Annotated in this window: 19 protein-coding genes; 12 read left to right on the forward strand and 7 right to left on the reverse strand. The window is 71.7% G+C overall.

The window, feature by feature from the left end:
• Positions 1-54 precede the first annotated feature (54 nt).
• Positions 55-786 carry a 5,6-dimethylbenzimidazole synthase gene (gene bluB / locus AC6H2I_RS11470; RefSeq protein ID WP_497500762.1) on the forward strand — a complete coding sequence of 244 codons (732 nt, stop codon included), beginning with the start codon at positions 55-57 and terminating at the stop codon, positions 784-786.
• A 25-nt stretch (positions 787-811) separates the two neighbouring features.
• Here the strand turns inward: bluB and parE are convergent, their stop codons facing one another.
• Positions 812-2,800 (reverse strand): DNA topoisomerase IV subunit B, encoded by a 1,989-nt coding sequence (gene parE / locus AC6H2I_RS11475; protein WP_497500763.1) that lies wholly within the window; start codon positions 2,798-2,800, stop codon positions 812-814.
• A gap of 123 nt (positions 2,801-2,923) precedes the next feature.
• Here parE and AC6H2I_RS11480 point away from each other — a divergent pair, with 123 nt between their 5' ends.
• The 9 genes from AC6H2I_RS11480 (at position 2,924) to AC6H2I_RS11520 (ending at position 11,575) form a co-directional block, all read left to right on the forward strand.
• Positions 2,924-3,334, forward strand: coding sequence for an acyl-CoA thioesterase (locus AC6H2I_RS11480; RefSeq protein ID WP_497500764.1), 411 nt, complete (start codon positions 2,924-2,926; stop codon positions 3,332-3,334).
• Between the two features lie 111 nt (positions 3,335-3,445).
• Positions 3,446-3,838: an FtsB family cell division protein gene (locus AC6H2I_RS11485; protein WP_497500765.1), complete on the forward strand. Its 393-nt coding sequence runs from the start codon at positions 3,446-3,448 to the stop codon at positions 3,836-3,838.
• A gap of 418 nt (positions 3,839-4,256) precedes the next feature.
• A complete protein-coding gene (gene pdhA / locus AC6H2I_RS11490; RefSeq protein ID WP_497500766.1) occupies positions 4,257-5,282 on the forward strand; it encodes a pyruvate dehydrogenase (acetyl-transferring) E1 component subunit alpha in 1,026 nt (341 codons plus the stop codon).
• A gap of 82 nt (positions 5,283-5,364) precedes the next feature.
• The gene (locus AC6H2I_RS11495; protein ID WP_497500767.1) at positions 5,365-6,756 is read left to right on the forward strand and encodes a pyruvate dehydrogenase complex E1 component subunit beta; all 1,392 of its coding nucleotides are present in this window, start codon (positions 5,365-5,367) and stop codon (positions 6,754-6,756) included.
• A 10-nt stretch (positions 6,757-6,766) separates the two neighbouring features.
• Positions 6,767-8,098 carry a pyruvate dehydrogenase complex dihydrolipoamide acetyltransferase gene (locus AC6H2I_RS11500; protein ID WP_497500768.1) on the forward strand — a complete coding sequence of 444 codons (1,332 nt, stop codon included), beginning with the start codon at positions 6,767-6,769 and terminating at the stop codon, positions 8,096-8,098.
• A 45-nt stretch (positions 8,099-8,143) separates the two neighbouring features.
• Complete coding sequence (gene lpdA, locus AC6H2I_RS11505; RefSeq protein WP_497500769.1) at positions 8,144-9,541, forward strand: dihydrolipoyl dehydrogenase; 1,398 nt, start codon at positions 8,144-8,146, stop codon at positions 9,539-9,541.
• A 35-nt stretch (positions 9,542-9,576) separates the two neighbouring features.
• Entirely contained in the window at positions 9,577-10,062 is a 486-nt protein-coding gene (locus AC6H2I_RS11510) for a DUF29 domain-containing protein (RefSeq protein ID WP_497500770.1), read from the forward strand.
• Positions 10,063-10,125: 63 nt separating this feature from the next.
• On the forward strand, positions 10,126-11,109 hold the full coding sequence (gene lipA, locus AC6H2I_RS11515; protein WP_497500771.1) for a lipoyl synthase: 984 nt from the start codon (positions 10,126-10,128) through the stop codon (positions 11,107-11,109).
• A 16-nt stretch (positions 11,110-11,125) separates the two neighbouring features.
• Positions 11,126-11,575: a type II toxin-antitoxin system RatA family toxin gene (locus AC6H2I_RS11520; RefSeq protein ID WP_497500772.1), complete on the forward strand. Its 450-nt coding sequence runs from the start codon at positions 11,126-11,128 to the stop codon at positions 11,573-11,575.
• Between the two features lie 42 nt (positions 11,576-11,617).
• Here AC6H2I_RS11520 and AC6H2I_RS11525 read toward each other — a convergent pair whose 3' ends face one another.
• Complete coding sequence (locus AC6H2I_RS11525) at positions 11,618-12,157, reverse strand: D-glycero-alpha-D-manno-heptose-1,7-bisphosphate 7-phosphatase (protein WP_497500773.1); 540 nt, start codon at positions 12,155-12,157, stop codon at positions 11,618-11,620.
• Between the two features lie 174 nt (positions 12,158-12,331).
• Between AC6H2I_RS11525 and AC6H2I_RS11530 the strand changes: the two genes are divergently transcribed.
• A complete protein-coding gene (locus AC6H2I_RS11530) occupies positions 12,332-13,057 on the forward strand; it encodes a hypothetical protein (RefSeq protein ID WP_497500774.1) in 726 nt (241 codons plus the stop codon).
• A 16-nt stretch (positions 13,058-13,073) separates the two neighbouring features.
• On the opposite strand, the gene AC6H2I_RS11535 is transcribed toward AC6H2I_RS11530, so the two are convergent.
• From AC6H2I_RS11535 to AC6H2I_RS11555, 5 genes are all read right to left on the reverse strand, one after another.
• Positions 13,074-13,466, reverse strand: a complete 393-nt coding sequence (locus tag AC6H2I_RS11535; RefSeq protein ID WP_497500775.1) for a GFA family protein — start codon at positions 13,464-13,466, stop codon at positions 13,074-13,076.
• Between the two features lie 82 nt (positions 13,467-13,548).
• On the reverse strand, positions 13,549-15,588 hold the full coding sequence (locus AC6H2I_RS11540) for an O-linked N-acetylglucosamine transferase, SPINDLY family protein (RefSeq protein ID WP_497500776.1): 2,040 nt from the start codon (positions 15,586-15,588) through the stop codon (positions 13,549-13,551).
• 20 nt (positions 15,589-15,608) lie between these two features.
• Positions 15,609-15,947 (reverse strand): YdbL family probable chaperone protein, encoded by a 339-nt coding sequence (locus AC6H2I_RS11545; RefSeq protein ID WP_497500777.1) that lies wholly within the window; start codon positions 15,945-15,947, stop codon positions 15,609-15,611.
• Entirely contained in the window at positions 15,944-16,216 is a 273-nt protein-coding gene (locus AC6H2I_RS11550; RefSeq protein WP_497500778.1) for a YnbE family lipoprotein, read from the reverse strand. Before AC6H2I_RS11550 ends, AC6H2I_RS11545 begins: the two co-directional genes overlap by 4 nt.
• Positions 16,217-16,223: 7 nt before the next feature.
• A complete protein-coding gene (locus AC6H2I_RS11555) occupies positions 16,224-18,263 on the reverse strand; it encodes an intermembrane phospholipid transport YdbH family protein (protein WP_497500779.1) in 2,040 nt (679 codons plus the stop codon).
• Between the two features lie 167 nt (positions 18,264-18,430).
• Between AC6H2I_RS11555 and AC6H2I_RS11560 the strand changes: the two genes are divergently transcribed.
• The gene (locus AC6H2I_RS11560; protein ID WP_497500780.1) at positions 18,431-18,979 is read left to right on the forward strand and encodes a peptidylprolyl isomerase; all 549 of its coding nucleotides are present in this window, start codon (positions 18,431-18,433) and stop codon (positions 18,977-18,979) included.
• Positions 18,980-18,992 lie beyond the last annotated feature (13 nt).

The following is an 18,992-nucleotide window of genomic DNA, read 5'->3' on the forward strand; positions in this document are numbered from 1 at the left end:
AGGGCCCCGCCCCGGACAGGCGGCGGCCCCTTTTGCCTCCAGGAAGGGGACACCATGGACGCCCGCTCCACCACCGGCACCCGGTCCGACGACGAGGTGCCGGACGACGCGTTCTCAGCGGCCGAGCGCGACGCCGTCTACAAATGCATCCACCGCCGCCGCGACGTCCGCGGCCAGTTCCAGCCCGATCCCATCCCCGACGACGCGCTGGCCCGCATCCTCGCCGCCGCCCACCACGCCCCGTCGGTCGGGTTCATGCAGCCCTGGGACTTCATCGTGGTGCGCGACCCGGCGGTGCGGGCCCGGGTGAAGGACGCCTTCGATCGCGCCAACGGCGAGGCCGCCGACCTCTTCGAGGGGGAGCGGCAGCGGCGCTACCGCGCCCTGAAGCTGCAGGGCATCGTCGAGGCGCCGGTGGGGATCTGCGTCACCTGCGACCGCGACCGCCGGGGCGCCGTGGTCCTGGGCCGCACCCACCAGCCGGAGATGGACCTCTACAGCGCGGTGTGCGCGGTGCAGAACCTCTGGCTGGCGGCGCGGGCCGAGAACATCGGGGTGGGCTGGGTCAGCATCCTGCGCCCCGACGACCTGCGCGAGGCCCTGGGCATCCCGCCGGCGATCCGGCCGATCGCCTATCTCTGCGTCGGCCGCGTCTCCCATTTCCACGACCGGCCGGAGCTGGAAAGCGCCGGCTGGCAGGAGCGCACGCCGTTGCGCGACGTCGTCTGGTTCGACCGGTGGCGGGGCCCGGCCGAGGACGATCCGTTGCTCGACCACCTGCGGTGAGGCGGCGGTCGCGCCCCGCGCGTCCCTACACGTCGATGTCGTCGGCCTGCACGAACCTGGCGTGCTCCTGGATGTAGCGGAAGCGCAGCTCCGGACGCCGCCCCATCAGGCTCTCCACGAGGCCGCGGGTCATCGCGGCCTCGTCCTCCTCCAGCGGGTCGGCGGCGTTGGGCACGACGACCCGCAGCAGGGTGCGCCGGGTCGGGTCCATGGTGGTTTCCCGCAGCTGGGCCGGCATCATCTCGCCGAGGCCCTTGAACCGGCTGATCTCGGTCTTGCGGCCCTTGAACTCACGCCCCATCAGCTCCTCCTTGTGGGCGTCGTCGCGGGCGTAGAGGGACTTGGTGCCGGCGCTGATGCGGTAGAGCGGCGGCATCGCCAGGTAGAGGTGGCCCTGCTGGATCAGCCCGGCCATCTCGCGGTAGAAGAAGGTCATCAGCAGCGAGGCGATGTGGGCGCCGTCGACGTCGGCGTCGGTCATGATGATGACCCGCTCGTAGCGCAGCTTGTCGACCGAGAAGTCCCTGCCGAGACCGCAGCCGAGCGCCTGGACCAGATCGTTCAGCTCCTGGTTCGCGCGCATCTTGTCGGTGGTCGCGCTGGCCACGTTGAGGATCTTGCCGCGCAGGGGCAGGATCGCCTGGGTCTCGCGGTTGCGCGCCTGCTTGGCCGAGCCGCCGGCGGAATCGCCCTCGACCAGGAAAATCTCCGTGCCGTCCGGGGAGTTGCGCGAGCAGTCCGCGAGCTTGCCCGGCAGCCGCAGCCGGCGGGTCGCGCTCTTGCGGGCCATCTCCTTGCTCTGGCGGCGCTTGGCGCGGTCCTCGGCCTTCTCGATCAGGCGCTCCAGCAGGGCGTTGGAGGCCGAGGGGTCGCCCGACAGCCAGTGGTCGAAGTGGTCCTTGACCGCCGCCTCGACCAGGCGCTGCGCCTCCGGCGTCGCCAGCTTGTCCTTGGTCTGGCCCTGGAACTGCGGCTCGCGGATGAACACCGACAGCAGGATGCAGGCCTCGCCCATCACGTCCTCGGCGGCGATCTGACCGGCGCGCTTGTTGCTGGTCAGCTCGCCATAGCCCTTCAGCCCGCGCACCAGCGCCGCGCGCAGGCCGGCCTCGTGGGTGCCGCCCTGGGGGGTGGGGACGGTGTTGCAGTAGGTGTGCGAGAAGCCGTCCTCGTCCTCCGGCCAGGCCACCGCCCATTCCCCCCGCCCCTGGCCGTTGGGGAACTCCACCTGTCCGGAGAACGGGGTCGGCGTCAGCGTCCTGCGCTCCTTCAGCGCGCCGTGCAGGTAGTCCAGCAGGCCGCCGGGAAAATGCAGGGTCTCCTGGGCCGGGGTGGTGCTGTCGGGAGCCAGCAGGGAGGCCTCGCAGCTCCAGCGGATTTCGACCCCGCGGAACAGGTAGGCCTTGGAGCGCGCCATCCGGTAGAGGCGGTGCGGCTCGAAACGGGCGGCCTCCCCGAAGATCTCGGCGTCGACGTGAAAGCGAATGGTGGTGCCGCGCCGGTTGACCGCCCCCTGGCAGGCCAGGGGGCCCTGGGGCACGCCGCGGCAATAATCCTGGACGTAGAGCTGGCGGTCGCGCGCCACCTCGACCCGCAGCCGGTCGGTCAGGGCGTTGACCACGGACAGGCCGACGCCGTGCAGGCCGCCCGAGGTCTCGTACACCTTGTTGGAGAACTTGCCGCCGGAGTGGAGCGTGGTGAGGATCACCTCCAGCGCCGATTTGCCCGGGTATTTCGGGTGCTCGTCGACGGGAATGCCGCGGCCGTTGTCGCGCACCGTGACGGTGCCGTCCGCCGCCAGCTCCAGGTCGATGCGGGTGGCGTGCCCGGCCACCGCCTCGTCCATCGCGTTGTCCAGAACCTCGGCGACGAGGTGGTGGAGCGCCCGCTCGTCGGTGCCGCCGATGTACATGCCGGGACGCCGGCGCACCGGCTCCAGCCCCTCCAGAACCTCGATGTCCTGGGCGGAGTAGGTCTCGGCCTTGCGGGCCGTGTTCGCGAAGAGATCACTCATGCCGGCGACCATAGGAATTTCGTCTGGGGTGCGCAAGCGCATGCTGTGGCCGCACTATAGCAGGCGCACAAGATCTGGTTCCGCCTTTTTTCCGACGGCGGACCACCCCGCAGCGGAGGTTCCATGGACGACACGAATCCGGCCCAGCAGGCGCCCGCCGACCTCACCCGCGGCCCCGCCCTGCGCACCATCGCCATGCCCGGCGACACCAACCCCAACGGCGACATCTTCGGCGGCTGGCTGCTGGCCCAGATGGATCTGGCGGGCGGCGTCGTCGCGGTCCGCCGCGCCCAGGGCCGGGTGGCCACGGTCGGCGTGGAGGCGATGACCTTCCACAAGCCGGTCTACGTCGGCGACGAGGTCAGTTGCTTCGCCACCGTGGAGCGGGTCGGACGGACCTCGATGCGGGTGCGCATCGACACCTGGGTCACCCGCTTCCGCAGCGGCGAGGCGGTCAAGGTGACCGAGGGGGTGTTCACCTACGTCGCCATCGCCGACGACGGCCAGCCCCGCCCGGTGCCGCCCGCCGCCTGACGGTGTCGCAGCCGTGCCATGGTGTGGCCGCGGGAACGCACCCCCGCCGGTTCGTGAGGGCCGCCCGGCTTTCCGTTTGACGCCCCGATTCGGCCATGATTCCATCGCGCGATGTCGATGGTGGATAACATTGCGGACGCGGTAGCCCGCGCGGCCAGGAACGCCCTGCGTCAGGTCATCGGGCCGGCGATCGGCGCGTGTGTCGTTGGCTACTTCGTCTACTACGCGGTCCAGGGCGACCGCGGCCTGATCGCGCTGAAGAGCCTGCGCGGCGAGATCGCCACCGCCGAGCGCGTGCTCGCCGAGGTGCGGGCCGAACGCATGACCATGGAGAAGCGCGCCAACCTGCTGCGCGCCGACAACCTCGATCTCGACATGCTCGACGAGCGGGCGCGCTCCATGCTCAACCTCTCGCACCCAAACGAGGTCGTCCTGCCCCGCGCCCCCGCCGCGGGCACCCTGCCGCCGTTGCCGGATCCGGACCTCCCCGCACCGCTGCGCTGACCGCCCCGTCCTCCCGACCCCGCCCTGCTCCGCCCCGCCCTGCTGGCCCTTCGGCATAGCGGCCGGGTTGGGCATGGCCCCTCGGGCCGTTCCGGTGCTAGGGTCGGGCGGCGCTGAAGACGCGGAGGCACCGGACGCGCCGCCGGCGCCCGCCCGGCCGAGTCGAAAGTTGCGTTGTTGGTCCGCCCGGTTTGCAAAACACACCCGCGGCACGCCGCAGCAGGATCGGCCGGCAAGGGGAAGCGGTCGGAAATCAGCACATTAACCTCATCGCGGTTAATGCTGTCTTTTTCAAGTGAAATCAACCGGTTGCCGAGCCCGCCCTTGCCCGGGCCGGGATCGGGCGCTATGAATGTCACAACGACCGGCGGCACGGGCTCCCGCAACGGCCGGTCCTGTCAACGCCAGGGGAGGATACATGGCTGCGCCACGACGCCGGACGAAGGCGCCTTCCGAGTCCGCACCGTCCAACACCACCGCGGGCGCCTCGCCCGAGGAACTCCTGCACTACTACCGCGAGATGCTGCAGATCCGCCGCTTCGAGGAGAAGGCCGGGCAGCTCTACGGCATGGGCCTGATCGGCGGCTTCTGCCACCTCTACATCGGCCAGGAGGCCGTGGTGGTGGGCATCCAGGCGGCGCTGAAGGACGGCGACAGCGTCATCACCAGCTACCGCGACCACGGCCACATGCTGGCCTGCGGCATGGACCCCAAGGGCGTCATGGCGGAACTGACGGGGCGGCGCGGCGGCTACTCCAAGGGCAAGGGCGGCTCGATGCACATGTTCAGCCGCGAGAAGCACTTCTACGGCGGCCACGGCATCGTCGGCGCCCAGGTCCCCCTGGGCACCGGGTTGGCCTTCGCGCACAAGTACGCCAAGGACGGCGGCGTGTGCACGTGCTATCTCGGCGACGGCGCCATCAACCAGGGCCAGGTCTACGAGAGCTTCAACATGGCCGCCCTGTGGAAGCTCCCGGTGGTCTACGTCATCGAGAACAACAAGTACGCCATGGGCACGGCGCAGGAGCGCGCCTCGGCCGGCGAACTGCACCAGCGCGGCGCCTCCTACGGCATCCCCGGCCACCAGGTCAACGGCATGAACGTGCTGGACGTCAAGGCGGCGGCCGACGAATGGATCCCCTGGGTGCGCGACGGCAACGGCCCGGTGATCCTCGAGCTGAAGACCTACCGCTACCGCGGCCACTCCATGTCCGATCCCGCGAAGTACCGGACGAAGGAGGAGGTCGAGAAGATGCGGACGGAATCCGATCCCATCGACCAGATGAAGAAGCTCCTGCTCGACAAGGGCGTCGCCGACGAGGACAAGCTGAAGGAGATCGACCGCGCGGTGAAGGCGGTGGTCTCCGAGGCGGCGGAGTTCTCGCAGCAGAGCCCGGAGCCGGACCCGTCCGAGCTCTACACGGACGTCCTCGTCGCAAGCTGACGCGAAACCAATGGCGGAGCCGCGGCGCGGCACCCGTCCGGCACGACCGGTCGGGGCACGCGCGCGGACGCGGAGGGAAGGTATGCCGATCGAAGTGCTGATGCCGGCGCTGTCGCCCACCATGACCGAGGGCAAGCTGGCGAAATGGCTGAAGAAGGAAGGGGACGCGGTCAAGTCCGGCGACGTGCTGGCCGAGATCGAGACCGACAAGGCGACCATGGAGGTCGAGGCCGTCGACGAGGGCCGGATCGGCAAGCTGCTGGTGGCCGAGGGCACCGACAACGTCGCCGTGAACACCCCCATCGCCATCCTGCTGGAGGAGGGTGAATCCGCCGACGCCGCCCTGGCGACCGCGGAGGAGAGCACGCCCAAGACCGCCGCCGCCCCGGCCCCGGCCGGCGAGGCGCCGGCCGCGGCCACCCTGCCGACCCCGGCCCAGGTCAAGGGTCCGGCGGCCCCGCCGCCGTCCGACGAGGACCGCTTCTTCGACAAGACCGTCAAGAGGACGGTGCGCGAGGCGCTGCGCGACGCCATGGCCGAGGAGATGCGGCGCGACGCCAACGTCTTCCTGATGGGCGAGGAGGTCGCCCAGTACCAGGGCGCCTACAAGGTGTCGCAGAACCTGCTGCAGGAGTTCGGCCCGGACCGCGTCATCGACACGCCGATCACCGAGCACGGCTTCGGCGGCCTCGCCGTCGGCGCCGCCTTCAAGGGGCTGCGGCCGATCGTCGAGTTCATGACCTTCAACTTCGCCATGCAGGCGATCGACCAGATCGTCAACTCGGCCGCCAAGACCTTGTACATGTCGGGCGGGCAGATGGGCTGCCCCATCGTCTTCCGCGGCCCCAACGGCGCGGCGGCGCGGGTCGCCGCCCAGCACTCCCAGGACTACGCGTCCTGGTACGCCCACTGCCCGGGCCTCAAGGTGGTGGCCCCCTACTCGGCCTCCGACTTCAAGGGTCTGCTGAAGTCCGCCATCCGCGATCCCAACCCGGTGATCTTCCTGGAGAACGAAATCCTCTACGGCCACAGCTTCGAGGTGCCGGAGAGCGAGGACTTCACGGTGCCGATCGGCCGGGCCAAGGTGCTGCGCCAGGGCAAGGACGTCACCATCGTCGCCTACTCGCTGATGGTGGCCCACGCGCTCGCCGCCGCCGAGACGCTGGCCGGCGAGGGCATCGAGGCCGAGGTCATCGACCTGCGCACCATCCGCCCCCTGGACGTCCACACCATCGTCGAGAGCGTCAAGAAGACCAACCGGCTGGTGTCCGTGGAAGAGGGCTGGCCGGTGTGCGGCATCGGCTCCGAGCTGTCGGCGCTGATGATGGAGCACGCCTTCGATTTCCTCGACGCGCCGGTGGTGCGGGTGGCCGGCGTCGACGTGCCGATGCCCTACGCCGCCAACCTGGAAAAGCTCGCTTTGCCGCAGCCCGACGCCGTCGTGGCCGCGGCCAAGCAGGTCTGCTATCGCTGAGGAGGGCACCATGACCATTCCGATCCTGATGCCCGCCCTCTCGCCCACGATGACCGAGGGCAACCTCGCGAAGTGGCTGAAGAAGGAAGGCGACGAGGTCAAGGCCGGCGACGTGCTGGCGGAGATCGAGACCGACAAGGCGACCATGGAGGTCGAGGCCGTCGACGAGGGGGTGCTCGGCAAGATCCTCGTCGAGGGCGGCTCCCAGGGCGTCGCGGTGAACACCCCCATCGCCATCCTCCTGGAGGAGGGCGAGGACGCCAGCGCGCTGGCCGGTGCCGCTGCCGCCCCGGCGGCCGCCCCCGCCGCCCAGCCGGCTCCCCAAACCGCCCCCCAAACCGCTGCGGCGCCGGAGGCTCCCAAGGCCGCGCCCCCGACCCCGGCCCCGGCCGGCACCGGCGGCCGGGTGTTCGCCAGCCCGCTGGCGCGGCGCCTGGCCGAGCAGGCCGGCCTCGACCTGACGACGGTCAAGGGCACCGGCCCCAACGGCCGCATCGTGAAGGCCGACGTGGAGGCCGCCAAGGCCGCCCCGCGCGTGCCGTCCGCCGCTCCTGCCGCCCAGCCCTCCGCCGCTCCGGCGGCGCCGGCCGCCGCCCCGGCCGCAGCGCCCAAGCTGTCCACGGGCATCGACGCCAAGGCGTATTCCGACAAGCTCGGCATGCGCTACAAGGCGGTGCCCAACAGCTCGATGCGCAAGACCATCTCGCGGCGTCTCACCGAGGGGCAGCAGACCATCCCGCAGTACCACCTCACCGTGGACTGCATCATCGACGACCTGCTGAAGGTGCGCGCCGACCTCAACGGCCGGTCCGACGCCTACAAGCTGTCGGTCAACGACTTCGTCATCCGCGCCTCCGCCCTGGCCCTGAAGAAGATGCCGGTGCTGAACGCCGCCTGGACCGACGAGGCGATGCTCGAGTACGAGAACGTCGACATCTCCGTCGCCGCCGCCACGCCGACCGGGCTCATCACGCCGATCATCAAGAACGCCGACCGCAAGGGCCTGGCCGAGATCTCGGCGGAGATGAAGGACCTCGCCAAGCGGGCCCGCGAGGGCGCGCTGAAGCCCGAGGAGTACCAGGGCGGCACCTTCTCGATCTCCAACCTCGGCATGTTCGGGATCAAGCAGTTCGAGGCGCTGATCAACCCGCCCCAGGGCGCCATCCTGGCGGTCGGCGTCAGCGAGCAGCGCCCGGTGGTCAAGGACGGCGCGCTGGCCATCGCCACGGTGATGAGCTGCACCATCTCGGTCGACCACCGCGTCGCCGACGGCGCCGTCGGAGCCCAGTTCCTTTCGGTGTTCAAGAAGCTCATCGAAGACCCTCTGAGCATGCTGCTCTGAGCGGCCGATTGCGTTGACGTATCAAGATTTTAGGAGGCTGTTCTCATGGCCGACATGAACTACGACGTCATCGTCATCGGCGGCGGTCCGGGCGGCTACGTGGCGGCGATCCGCGCCGCCCAGCTCGGCCTGCACACGGCGGTGGTGGAACGCGAGCACCTCGGCGGCATCTGCCTGAACTGGGGCTGCATCCCCACCAAGGCCCTGCTGCGCACGGCCGAGGTCATGCACCTGGCCAAGCACGCGTCGGATTTCGGCTTGTCCGTCAAGGACGTGGACTTCGATCTTGCCAAGGTGGTGGAGCGGTCGCGCAAGATCGCCGGCCAGCTCAACGGCGGCGTCAAGCACCTGCTGAAGAAGAACAAGGTCACCGTCATCGACGGCGAGGGCAAGCTGGCCGGCAAGGGCCAAGTGGCCGTCACCAAGGGCGGTGCGCCGGTCGGCACCTTCGGGGCGAAGAACATCATCATCGCCACGGGCGCGCGGGCCCGCACCCTGCCGGGCCTCGAGGACGACGGCAAGCTGGTGTGGACCTACAAGAAGGCGATGACGCCGGAGGCCTTCCCGACGTCGCTGCTGGTCATCGGCTCGGGCGCCATCGGCATCGAGTTCGCCAGCTTCTACAACGCGCTGGGCTCCAAGGTCACGGTGGTGGAGGTGATGGACCGCATCCTCCCCGTGGAGGACGAGGAGATCTCCGGCCTCGCCCGCAAGGCCTTCGAGAAGCAGGGCATGCGGATCATCACCGGGGCCAAGGCCGGCAACCTGCGCAAGGCGGCCGACAGCGTCACGGTGGCGGTGGAGGCCAAGGGCAAGTCCGAGGACATCACCGTCGACCGGGTCATCGTCGCCGTCGGCATCTCGCCCAACACCGAGAACCTCGGCCTGGAGAACACCAAGGTGAAGATGGACCGCGGTCACATCCTCACCAACCCGATGTGCCAGACCGACGAACCCGGCGTCTACGCCATCGGCGACGTCACCGGGGCGCCGTGGCTGGCCCACAAGGCCAGCCATGAGGGGGTGATCGTCGCCGAGCACATCGCCGGCAAGCACCCCCACGCGCTGGACGTCCGGATGATCCCGGGCTGCACCTACTCGCACCCGCAGATCGCCTCGGTGGGCCTCAGCGAGGCCAAGGCCAAGGAGAAGGGCTACCAGGTCAAGGTCGGCCGGTTCCCCTTCATCGGCAACGGCAAGGCCATCGCCCTGGGCGAGCCCGAGGGCCTGGTCAAGACGGTCTTCGACGCCAAGACCGGCGAGTTGCTGGGCGCCCACATGATCGGCGCCGAAGTGACGGAGCTGATCCAGGGCTACACGGTCGCCAAGACCATGGAGACCACCGAGGCCGAACTCATGCACACCGTCTTCCCGCACCCCACCCTGTCGGAGATGATGCACGAGTCCGTCCTTGATGCCTACGGCCGGGCGGTCCATTTTTAACGAGCCTATCCGATGTGACATCTCCCGGTCGACCGATGAGCCGAGCCAGCGCCGCCTACGACGAGGACTTCTACGCCTGGACCCAATCCCAGGCGGCGGAGTTGCGTCGTGCCGGCGCGGCCCGCAACAACGCCCCGGTCGACTGGGAGAACGTCGCGGAGGAGATCGAGAGCATGGGCCGCAGCGAGTGGAGCGAGATCGACAGCCGCTTGACGGTTCTTCTGCTTCACCTGCTGAAATGGCTGTATTGCCCGGAGCTCCATGAACGGTGCGAGCGCGGCTGGCGCGCCACCATCCGCGAACAGCGCCGGATGGTGGGCAAACGCCTGAAGCAAAGCCCGAGCCTGCGGCCGGTCGTGGTCTCGGAGTTCGGAGAGCTCTATGCACAGGCGCGCCTCGGCGCGGCCGACGAGGCCGAGGTCGACCAGGAGCGCTTTCCCGCCGAGCCGCCCTTCACCCTTGACCAGGCGCTGGATCCGGCCTATCCGGCCCAACTGTTTCCGCCGGAATGGCGCGTGTGAGCGCCGCCGGCCCATTGACCGGTGCGGCCGCGTCGCGGCGCGCCGGTGGGAGTTGCTGACGCCATGACCGACGCCCCCGCGAACGACGTCGCCACGACCGACGTGCCCGCCGCCGACAAGCTGCGCCACCCGGAGAAGGCCCACCGGCCCGACAACCCGGTGCAGCGCAACAAGCCCGCGTGGCTGCGCGTCAAGGCGCCGATGAGCCCGGAGTACCACGAGACCCGCAAGCTGATGCGCGGCCTCAAGCTCCACACCGTGTGCGAGGAGGCGGCCTGCCCCAACATCGGGGAGTGCTGGAAGCACCGCCACGCCACCTTCATGATCCTGGGCGCCATCTGCACCCGCGGCTGCGCCTTCTGCAACGTGCAGACCGGGCGGCCCGACACGCTCGACCCGCACGAGCCGGACAACGTGGCGGAGGCGACGGCGCACCTCCAGCTCAGCCATGTGGTGGTCACCTCGGTCGACCGCGACGACCTGGACGACGGCGGGGCCGAGCATTTCGCCCGCACCATCCGGGCGATCCGCGCGGCGACGCCGGCGACCACCATCGAGGTGCTGACCCCCGACTTCCAGAAGAAGCGGGGTGCGCTGGAGACGGTGGTGGCCGCCCGCCCCGACGTCTTCAACCACAACCTGGAGACCGTGCCGCGGCTCTACCCGACGATCCGCCCCGGCGCGCGCTACTTCGCCTCGCTCCAGCTCCTGGCCCGGGTCAAGGAGGTCGATCCGACCATGTTCACCAAATCCGGCATCATGGTCGGGCTGGGCGAGACCAAGGAGGAGGTGGCCCAGGTGATGGACGACATGCGCGCCGCCGACGTCGACTTCATCACCATCGGCCAGTACCTGCAGCCGACGCCCAAGCACGTGGCGGTCGACCGCTTCGTCACGCCGGAGGAGTTCGAGGCCTACACGCGCATGGCCCGCGCCAAGGGCTTCCTCATGGTGTCGGCCTCCCCCCTGACCCGGTCGTCCCACCATGCCGGGTCGGACTTCGTCAAGCTGCGCGCCGCCCGCGCCGCCAAGCACGCGGCCGAGTGACGGAGACGCAGCGCGCATGCCCACCCACGCCGAGCAGAAGGTCCTGCCCTACTCGCCCCAGCAGATGTACGCTCTGGTCGCCGACGTCGAGCGATACCCGGAGTTTCTGCCCTGGTGCCTCGCCGCCCGCGTGCGTCGGCGCGAGGGACATGTTCTGTTCGCCGATCTGGTCATCGGCTTCAAGATGGTCCGCGAGCGCTTCACCTCGCGCGTCGAGATGAACGAGCCGCAGTGCCGCATCGACGTGCAGTACACCGACGGCCCGTTCCACTACCTGAACAATCACTGGATCTTCCTGCCCCACGAGCGCGGCACCTGCGTCGACTTCTACGTGGATTTCGAGTTCCGCTCGAAGATGCTGCAGAAGATCATGGGAGTTCTGTTCAACGAGGCGGTGCGCCGCATGGTCCAGGCGTTCGAGACCCGGGCCCACCAACTCTACGGCGGCCAGACCGCCGGTGCCTGAGCCCGCCGGCGCCTGAGCCCGCCGGCGCCTGAGGCCGCCCCTTCAGGGCCGCAGCAGCGCCTCCACCTCGGCCAGTCGCGCCACCACCCGGCTGGCGGCGCCCGTCGGCGTCCCCGGTGGCGCCAGCAGGACGGAGCGGCCGACGCCGGCCGCCCGCGCCGCCGCCATGTCGGTGGGCTGGTCGCCGACCATCAGCGAGCGGGCAAGGTCCAGGTCGAGCCGGCGCTGCGCCTCCAGGATCATGCCGGGGTTGGGCTTGCGCCAGAAGCTGTCGCGGGCGTAGCGCGCCACCGTGCCGGCGCGGTGGTAGGGGCAGTGGAGCACGGCCGCCAGCGGCGCGCCGCGCGCGGCGAAGGCCTCGCCCATCCAGGCGGACAGGGCGCCGAACTCCTCCTCGCCGTAGAAGCCGCGGGCGATTCCGGACTGGTTGGTGATCACCGCGATCCGGTAGCCCAGGTCGACGGCGCGCCGGGCCAGGGCGAAGACGCCGTCCACGAACTCGAAGCGGTCGACGCTGCACACGTAACCGTGGTCGAGGTTGACGACGCCGTCGCGGTCGAGCAAGAGGCCCTTGGCCGGCATGGAGGTCCCCCGTCATCAAATGGCCACGCCTTGGTATCACGACCGTTGGCCGCGAGGGGTTGAAACCGGCGGGCGATCCCGCTAGCCATTACCCCAGCCGCGCGCACCCCCCCGTCCCCCCGCCGCGCGGCCGCACCACCCGACCGGACGAAACGAGAAGCCGACCGCATCGCCATGGGCCTGGGACACTACGATTACGACCGCCGCTACCGACGCCGCTTCTGGAGCGGTTTCGGGAAACTGGCGTTCTTCGCCCTGATCCTGCTGGGCTCTGGGCTGTTCGCGTACCAAATGGGCATCGAGCAGCTGAAGGGCCGGGACAAGGCGCTGCGCGAGGAGGTCGCCAGCCTGTCGCAGCAGAAGGCGGAGCTGGAACTGCTGGCGGGACAGATGCAGCACGCCGCCCGCGCCGCGGAAGCCCGCGTGCAGGACCTGGAATCCCGCCTCGCCAGCGAGGTGCCGACCGGCGACCTCGCCACGCTCACCGACCTGGTGCGGGCGCGGCTGTCCGACGGGCTGGAACCGAAGCGGCTGGGCTTCGTCATCGAGAACGCCCAGAACCCACGCGCCTGCCAGCCGCCGGAGAGCAAGCGCTTCGTGCTGTCGACGCCGCTGGTCAAGTCGGGCGCCCGCTCCGCCTCCTTCGCCAACGGCGCGGTGACGATGACCGGCGACGGCGCATCGGCCCGCAACGGCCAGGGCCAGCCCGAAGCCTGGTACGACCCGACCGAGCCGGTGAGCATCCGCATCACCGCCCATGGCGGCGAGGAGGAGGTGGTCACGGGGCTGCTTCCCCTGCACCACTCCGTGGTCATCGACCAGACCGAGCACCGCTTCACGGTGGCCGCCGGTCCCCGCTCCTTCGTCGAGGTGACGGCCGACCGCTGCCCGTTCCCCTGACCGGCGCGGCCGCGGGCTACCCCTCGTGGCGGTGGGTGGGGTCCCGGTCGCGCTCGTAGCGCCGCGCCAGCGGGAAGGGCGGCAGCCAGGCCTCGCGGCGGACCGTCCACAGCTCGTAGGTCGGCCGGAACTGGTCGGGGGCATCCAGGGCGCCGAGGTTGACCTCGACCTCGTCGGCGCTTCGCCCGAAGACGGGCGAGCCGCAGCGCGGGCAGAAGTGCCGGCCGGCGTAGGACGCCGTCTCGCCGTCCACCGTCACCGCGTCCGCGGGATAGATGGCGGAGGCGTGGAACAGGGCGCCATGGTGCTTGCGGCAATCCAGGCAGTGGCACAGGCCGACGCGGTAGGGCGGTCCCACCGCCGTGACGCGCACGGCGCCACACAGGCAGCCGCCGGTGACACGCTCCATGATCGGACTCCCTTCCTGGTCAGGAAACGGTGCAGTGACAGAGGGGGGAACGCCCGGCGCCGCCAATCGGCGCCGGGCCGGCCTAGACGGCAAAGGGGCGCGGCACGCCGCCGGCGGCGTGGATCGCCCGCATTGTCGCGAACGCGCGCTCCAGCGCCCGCGTCAGGCCATCGGTGTCGAACAGAGGTGCGGCCGCCCGGCCCGCCTCCAGCCGCCCGCGCAGGTCGGCCAGCGCCGCGGGATCGGCCGTCAGGCGCAGGGCCAGCGCCTCGTAGGCCTCCAGGGTCGGGGCGACCAGCTCCGGCAGGCCGACGGCGCGCAGCAGGCTCGCCCCCACCCGCCCGGCGAAGGCCCGGCCGCACAGGGTGAGCACCGGCAGACCCGCCCACAGGGCGTCGCTGGCGGTGGTGTGGGCGCCAACGGGGGCGGTGTCGAGGAACAGGTCGGCCAAGCGGTGGCGCGCCAGATGCGCCGGCAGCGGGGCGCGCGGCGCGAACACCAGCCGGTCGGGATCGACGCCATGGGCCACGGCGGCGCGGCGCAGATTGGCCATGGCCTCGCCCGCCCCCTCCAGCAGCCACAGAACGCTGCCCGGCCGCGCGGCCAGCAGGCGCATCCACACCGCGAACACCGCCGGCGTGATCTTGTAGGCGCTGTTGAAGCAGCAGACCACCAGCCCCCGCTCCGGCAGGCCGCAGGCGGCGCGCGTCGGCGTGTCCGCCGCCACCGGGCGGGAGCGGTCGTTGGGCTGGTAGCAGACCGGCAGGTGGACGATGCGCTCCGCATACCACGGCTGGTGATCGGCCGGGGCCACCACCGGGTCGGCGATGACATAGTCGACGGCGCCGCTGCCCAGGGTGCCGGGATAGCCCAGCCACTGGGCCTGCACCGGTGCCGGGCGGCGCGCCACGATCTCGGGCCGCGCCCCCTGGGTGTGGCCCTTCAGGTCCACCAGGACATCGATGCCGTCGCCGCGGATGCGGTCGGCGGCGGCCGCGTGATCGGCCCCGGCAAGGTCGGTGAAGCGGTCGACGCCGCGCCGCAGGCGGGCGCGCATCGCCCCGCCGTCGTCGGCGCCGTAGGAATAGGCGATCACCTCGACCGCCCGCCGGTCGTGCCGCTCCACCAGCTCGGCGATGAGCACCGCCGTGGCGTGCTCCTGGAAATCGGCGGAGAGGTAGCCGACCCGCACCGGACCGCCGCCGGCGCGCGGCGCGGCCGGCGGCAGGGGGGTGATGCCGGCCATGCGCCACGCCGCGTAGCGCTCGGCGCAGCGGCGCTCCAACGCCGGCCCGGCGTCCTCCCCCAGGAAGATCCACGGGTTGGCCTGGACGGTGGCGCCGTCGCGCACCAGCGCCACCAACCGGGTCGACAGGGCCTCCAGCCCCTGCCACCGGCACAGGTGGCGGTGCGCCTGGACCAGCTGGGACAGCACGCCGCCGGCGTCGGGCAACCCGACGGCCAGGGCGCGGGTGAGCACGGGCACCGCCGCGGCGACGGCGCCGGCGTCCTTCAGGGTCAGGGCGAGGTTGGCGTGGGCCTCGGCGCGGCCGGGCTCCAGCACCACGGCGATGCGGAACCGCCGGGCCGCCTCGTCCTCGGCGCCACGCTGGCGCAACACGCCGCCCAGGTTGAGCTGGGCGGCCGCCAGATCGGGGGCGAGACGCACCGCCGTCCGCAGCGCCTCCTCGGCCGCGGCGGCGCGGCCCAGGCTGCGCAGCAACGCCCCGTGGTTGCTGTGGGCCGGGGCGAAATCGGGCATCAGCCGGGCCGCCTCGCCATAGGCGACCGCCGCCTCGGCGGTGCGCCCGCGGGCCTGGAGGAACACCCCCCAATTGAACTGGACGCCGCCGAACCCCGGCAGCCACGCCACGGCGGCGCGGTGGGCCGCCTCCGCCGCGTCAAGCCGGCCGGCGCGGCGCAACGCCTCGCCGAGGTTTGAACGGGCGACGGCCTCCTCCGGCGTGCCGGGGCGGCCGAGAGCGTCGAGGGTGGCGAACAGCCCGGCCAGGGCGGCGGTGTCGCCCGGCGCCAGCGCCAGGGCGCGGCGAAACGCCGCCAGCGCCGCGTCGGGCCGGCCGGCGCGGCGCTCGGCGTCGGCCTGCGCCAGGAGGTCGGCCACGGACGCCACCGCGCCAGCGCCTATTTGCGGGCCCAGGCCCCGCCGGCGGTCATGACGAACTGGCCGGAGGGCGTGCGCTGGATCAACTCCTGCCCGGCGATGGCCTGGACCTTGTCGACCGAGGTGCCGTTGCCCTGGGCGATCTGCCGGTAGCGGGCGAGACGCTGCGCGTTGACCTGCTGGACCAGGGCCTGAACGTCGCCGGGGGCGCCGGGCAGCGCGCCCACCAGCCCGTCCGGCCGCTCGCCCACCTGCCCCGCCGCCTTGGCCGCGGACAGCGCCTCCTGGGCCGGCGCCGGCGCCGGCGCGCCGCCCAGCAGGACCAGCGCCAGCGCGACAATCGACAGGAACCGGATCATGAGGCGCCTCCCTTGGTGGTGCCCGCCGGCGCGCCGTCGGTCGCCGGCGGCAGGCCGAACAGGTCGGGGTCGTCGAGGATCGCCCTCTCGAGGTCGCGTTCGACCTTCACCCGCACCTCCTGTTCGATCCTGATGTTGAGGTTGATCTCGATCGGCCGCTCCGGCGCTTCGAGCTTCACCGTCGGGGCGCAGGCGGTGACCGCCAGGGCGGTTCCCACCGCCACCGCCGCCAAGGCGGCCGCCGGGCGGCGCAAGGTCGGGACGTCCATGGTGCTCCTATTGTTGGAACTCCAACATGCGGTCGCGCACCGCATCGGGGATGCGGTAGGCGTCGAGGCTTTGGCGCAGGATGCGGTCGAGCGCGCCGCTCACATTAAGATTAAGGGCGACGGGATAGCCATCATAGAATTCGGGGTTGGACCCGCGGATCGACAGCCCCACCACCAGCTCGCCCCCGGCCACCCCGTTGATGGTCATGGCCAGACTGTCGTAGCGGAAGTCGGTCAACGCCCCCATCAGCAGAGCGGTCGGGCTGCCCGGCTCGCCCTCGGTCAGGAAGGACGGCGGCTCGGCCGGGTCGTAACGCAGGATGCCACCGTCGCGGGCGGACAGCGTGGCGCCGTCGATTCGCACGGTCTCTCCCTCGACCCAGACCGGCATCACCCCGTCCAGGCGCCCCGTCGCCGCCAGCCCCTCGACCGTCACGAGGTCGAGCACGGCGCCGAGATCCAGGCCGACCGCCTCCAGCTCGATCCGGCCTTCGGGCGCGGCGAGCGGGAGACGGAACGGCCGGGCCCGGACCGTGCCGCCGGCCCAGTGCCATTCCGCCTCGTCGACGGCGACGACGGCCCGGCGGTCGAGCCCGAAGCGCAGCACGCCGTCGGTGAGCGGCAGCCCGACATCAAGGCGCTTCACGGCCAGCACCTGCCCGGCCGGGACGGTCGGCGGCATCAGGGAGGACAGAGTGACCACGCCGTTGACGCCGGCGACCGACACCGGCCCGGCGGCGGCGGCCACATCGGTCAGCAGCAGCCGGCCCGACGTGCCCACCCCCTTGGCACCCCATGCCAGGGCGCCACGCGCGGCCACCGTTCCCGCGACCGCGCGCGCCATCGCCCCGGCCAGCGGCGACAGAGCGGCCGGCTGCAGCCCGTCGGGATGGAAGACCACCGGCTGGAGACGGACCTCCAGCCGCCCCTCCCCGCTGGCGAGGCCGTGGCGACCCGACGCCTGGACACGCACGCCCGATGGGCCGTCGACCGTCGCCGACAGGGCGAGCTCGCCGTCCAGCGGCCCCTCGGCCCGGGCCGACAGCGCGACCGGGGCGAACGGCGCGGGGCGCGCGGTGCTGAGCACACGCCCGGCCGTGGCGTCGCTGACCAGGCGCCCGTCCGCCACCGTCGTGGCGAGCCGCAGCCCCTCCACCCGGAGGTCGGCATCGGGGATGGCAAGGTGCGGCACGCGGGTGGTGAGCCGCAGGGAAGGCGCGCCGCCGTCCAGCGGCACGACGGCGGCGGGGCCGGCGGCGGGGCCGTCGTCGGGACCGGCGATGCACGCCCCCTCCGGCAGCTCCACCCGGTGTCCGGCCAGGACCAGGCCGTCGGTGGTGAGCGTCAGACACCCGTCCAGGACCAGCGCGACGGCGTCGGTGGCCAGCCGCCCCGACACCCGCCCCGCCACCGTGCCCCCTCCGGCCGGACCGCCGAGCCGGGCGAGGTCGTGGGCCGCCACCGAGACGGTGGCGGCAAAGCGCCGCCCGGCGACCAACCGGCCGTCCAGCTCGAGCGTCAGCCCGAAATCCTCGGCCGCCACCGCGAGGCGCACCGCCGGCGCGGCACCGGCGCCCACCGTCAGTGACAGCGGCAGGGTCGCCGCACCGCCCGGCCACGCCACCCGCACCGTGCTGTCCTGCACCGCCACCGCGACGGGCAGGGCCGGCCAATCCCCGTCCCCGCCGTCCCCCCCATCGCCGGCGGCGGCGACCGGCAGGGCCATGCCGGCGACGCGGAGTCGCCCGCGCCCGTCCACCTCGACGCCGAGGTCCGCGCCCGCCACCACGACGCGGGCGACGCGGCCGTCCAGCAGGTCGCGCCAGGGATGAAGCACGGTGACGGTGCCCAGCCGCCGCCCCTCGCCCAGGGCGACGGCCGCCCGGCTCCAGTCCACGCCCGCCCGCACCACGGTCACCCGTGCGTCGGCGAAGCCGGCGCGCCGCAGCGCCAGGGTCAGCCCCGCCTCCAGCAGGTCGGCCCAGGCCAGGGCCATGGCGCCCGCCGCCACCACGAGAATCGCCAGCCAGATCGCCAGGCGCCGCACACCATCCCTCCCCGTTCGACCGGTCCCAGGGTAGCGCCCCCGGCCGGCCGGTCCACAGTGCAAAAAGCGCGGCCGCCGCCGCCGTCCCGGTGCAGGGTCCGGTTTGCATCGGCGCCCGTTTCGCCTATGGTCGGCCCTTGCGGAGTCGACACATCGGAGCACTTCGAATGTTGCGGTTTGCCCGCGTTGCCATGATGGCGCTGCTCGGCGCCCTGTTCTTCATAGGGGAGGCATTGGCCTTGGATCCGGAAAACACCCTTTACCTCGACCTCAAGGACGGCCGCGTCGTCATCGAGCTGCGCCCCGACCTGGCGCCGACGCATGTCGCCCGCATCAAGGAGTTGACCCGGGAGGGCTTCTACGACGGCGTCGTGTTCCACCGGGTCATCGACGGCTTCATGGCCCAGACCGGCGATCCCACCGGCACCGGCACCGGCGGCTCGGGCAAGAAGCTGAAGGCCGAGTTCTCGGCGGAGCCGCACGTGCGCGGCACGCTGTCCATGGCCCGCGCCATGGACCCCAACAGCGCCGACAGCCAGTTCTTCATCGTCTTCGACGACGCCCCGCACCTCAACGGCCAGTACACGGCCTGGGGCAAGGTGGTCGAGGGCATGGAGTTCGTCGACATGATCAAGAAGGGCAGCTCCAGCCGCAACGGCCAGGTCAGCGACCCCGACAAGATCATCAAGATGCAGGTCGCCGCCGACGCGAAGTGAGCGTCGGCGTCCT

This window comes from Azospirillum sp. NS33 (assembly GCF_059703765.1).

What these genes read in the sequence shown, in the direction of transcription:
- bluB (WP_497500762.1), top strand. Translation starts at nt 55, where the DNA reads ATGGACGCCCGCTCCACCACCGGCACCCGGTCCGACGACGAGGTGCCG.
- parE (WP_497500763.1), bottom strand. Translation starts at nt 2,800, where the DNA reads ATGAGTGATCTCTTCGCGAACACGGCCCGCAAGGCCGAGACCTACTCC.
- AC6H2I_RS11480 (WP_497500764.1), top strand. Translation starts at nt 2,924, where the DNA reads ATGGACGACACGAATCCGGCCCAGCAGGCGCCCGCCGACCTCACCCGC.
- AC6H2I_RS11485 (WP_497500765.1), top strand. Translation starts at nt 3,446, where the DNA reads ATGTCGATGGTGGATAACATTGCGGACGCGGTAGCCCGCGCGGCCAGG.
- pdhA (WP_497500766.1), top strand. Translation starts at nt 4,257, where the DNA reads ATGGCTGCGCCACGACGCCGGACGAAGGCGCCTTCCGAGTCCGCACCG.
- AC6H2I_RS11495 (WP_497500767.1), top strand. Translation starts at nt 5,365, where the DNA reads ATGCCGATCGAAGTGCTGATGCCGGCGCTGTCGCCCACCATGACCGAG.
- AC6H2I_RS11500 (WP_497500768.1), top strand. Translation starts at nt 6,767, where the DNA reads ATGACCATTCCGATCCTGATGCCCGCCCTCTCGCCCACGATGACCGAG.
- lpdA (WP_497500769.1), top strand. Translation starts at nt 8,144, where the DNA reads ATGGCCGACATGAACTACGACGTCATCGTCATCGGCGGCGGTCCGGGC.
- AC6H2I_RS11510 (WP_497500770.1), top strand. Translation starts at nt 9,577, where the DNA reads ATGAGCCGAGCCAGCGCCGCCTACGACGAGGACTTCTACGCCTGGACC.
- lipA (WP_497500771.1), top strand. Translation starts at nt 10,126, where the DNA reads ATGACCGACGCCCCCGCGAACGACGTCGCCACGACCGACGTGCCCGCC.
- AC6H2I_RS11520 (WP_497500772.1), top strand. Translation starts at nt 11,126, where the DNA reads ATGCCCACCCACGCCGAGCAGAAGGTCCTGCCCTACTCGCCCCAGCAG.
- AC6H2I_RS11525 (WP_497500773.1), bottom strand. Translation starts at nt 12,157, where the DNA reads ATGCCGGCCAAGGGCCTCTTGCTCGACCGCGACGGCGTCGTCAACCTC.
- AC6H2I_RS11530 (WP_497500774.1), top strand. Translation starts at nt 12,332, where the DNA reads ATGGGCCTGGGACACTACGATTACGACCGCCGCTACCGACGCCGCTTC.
- AC6H2I_RS11535 (WP_497500775.1), bottom strand. Translation starts at nt 13,466, where the DNA reads ATGGAGCGTGTCACCGGCGGCTGCCTGTGTGGCGCCGTGCGCGTCACG.
- AC6H2I_RS11545 (WP_497500777.1), bottom strand. Translation starts at nt 15,947, where the DNA reads ATGATCCGGTTCCTGTCGATTGTCGCGCTGGCGCTGGTCCTGCTGGGC.
- AC6H2I_RS11550 (WP_497500778.1), bottom strand. Translation starts at nt 16,216, where the DNA reads ATGGACGTCCCGACCTTGCGCCGCCCGGCGGCCGCCTTGGCGGCGGTG.
- AC6H2I_RS11560 (WP_497500780.1), top strand. Translation starts at nt 18,431, where the DNA reads ATGTTGCGGTTTGCCCGCGTTGCCATGATGGCGCTGCTCGGCGCCCTG.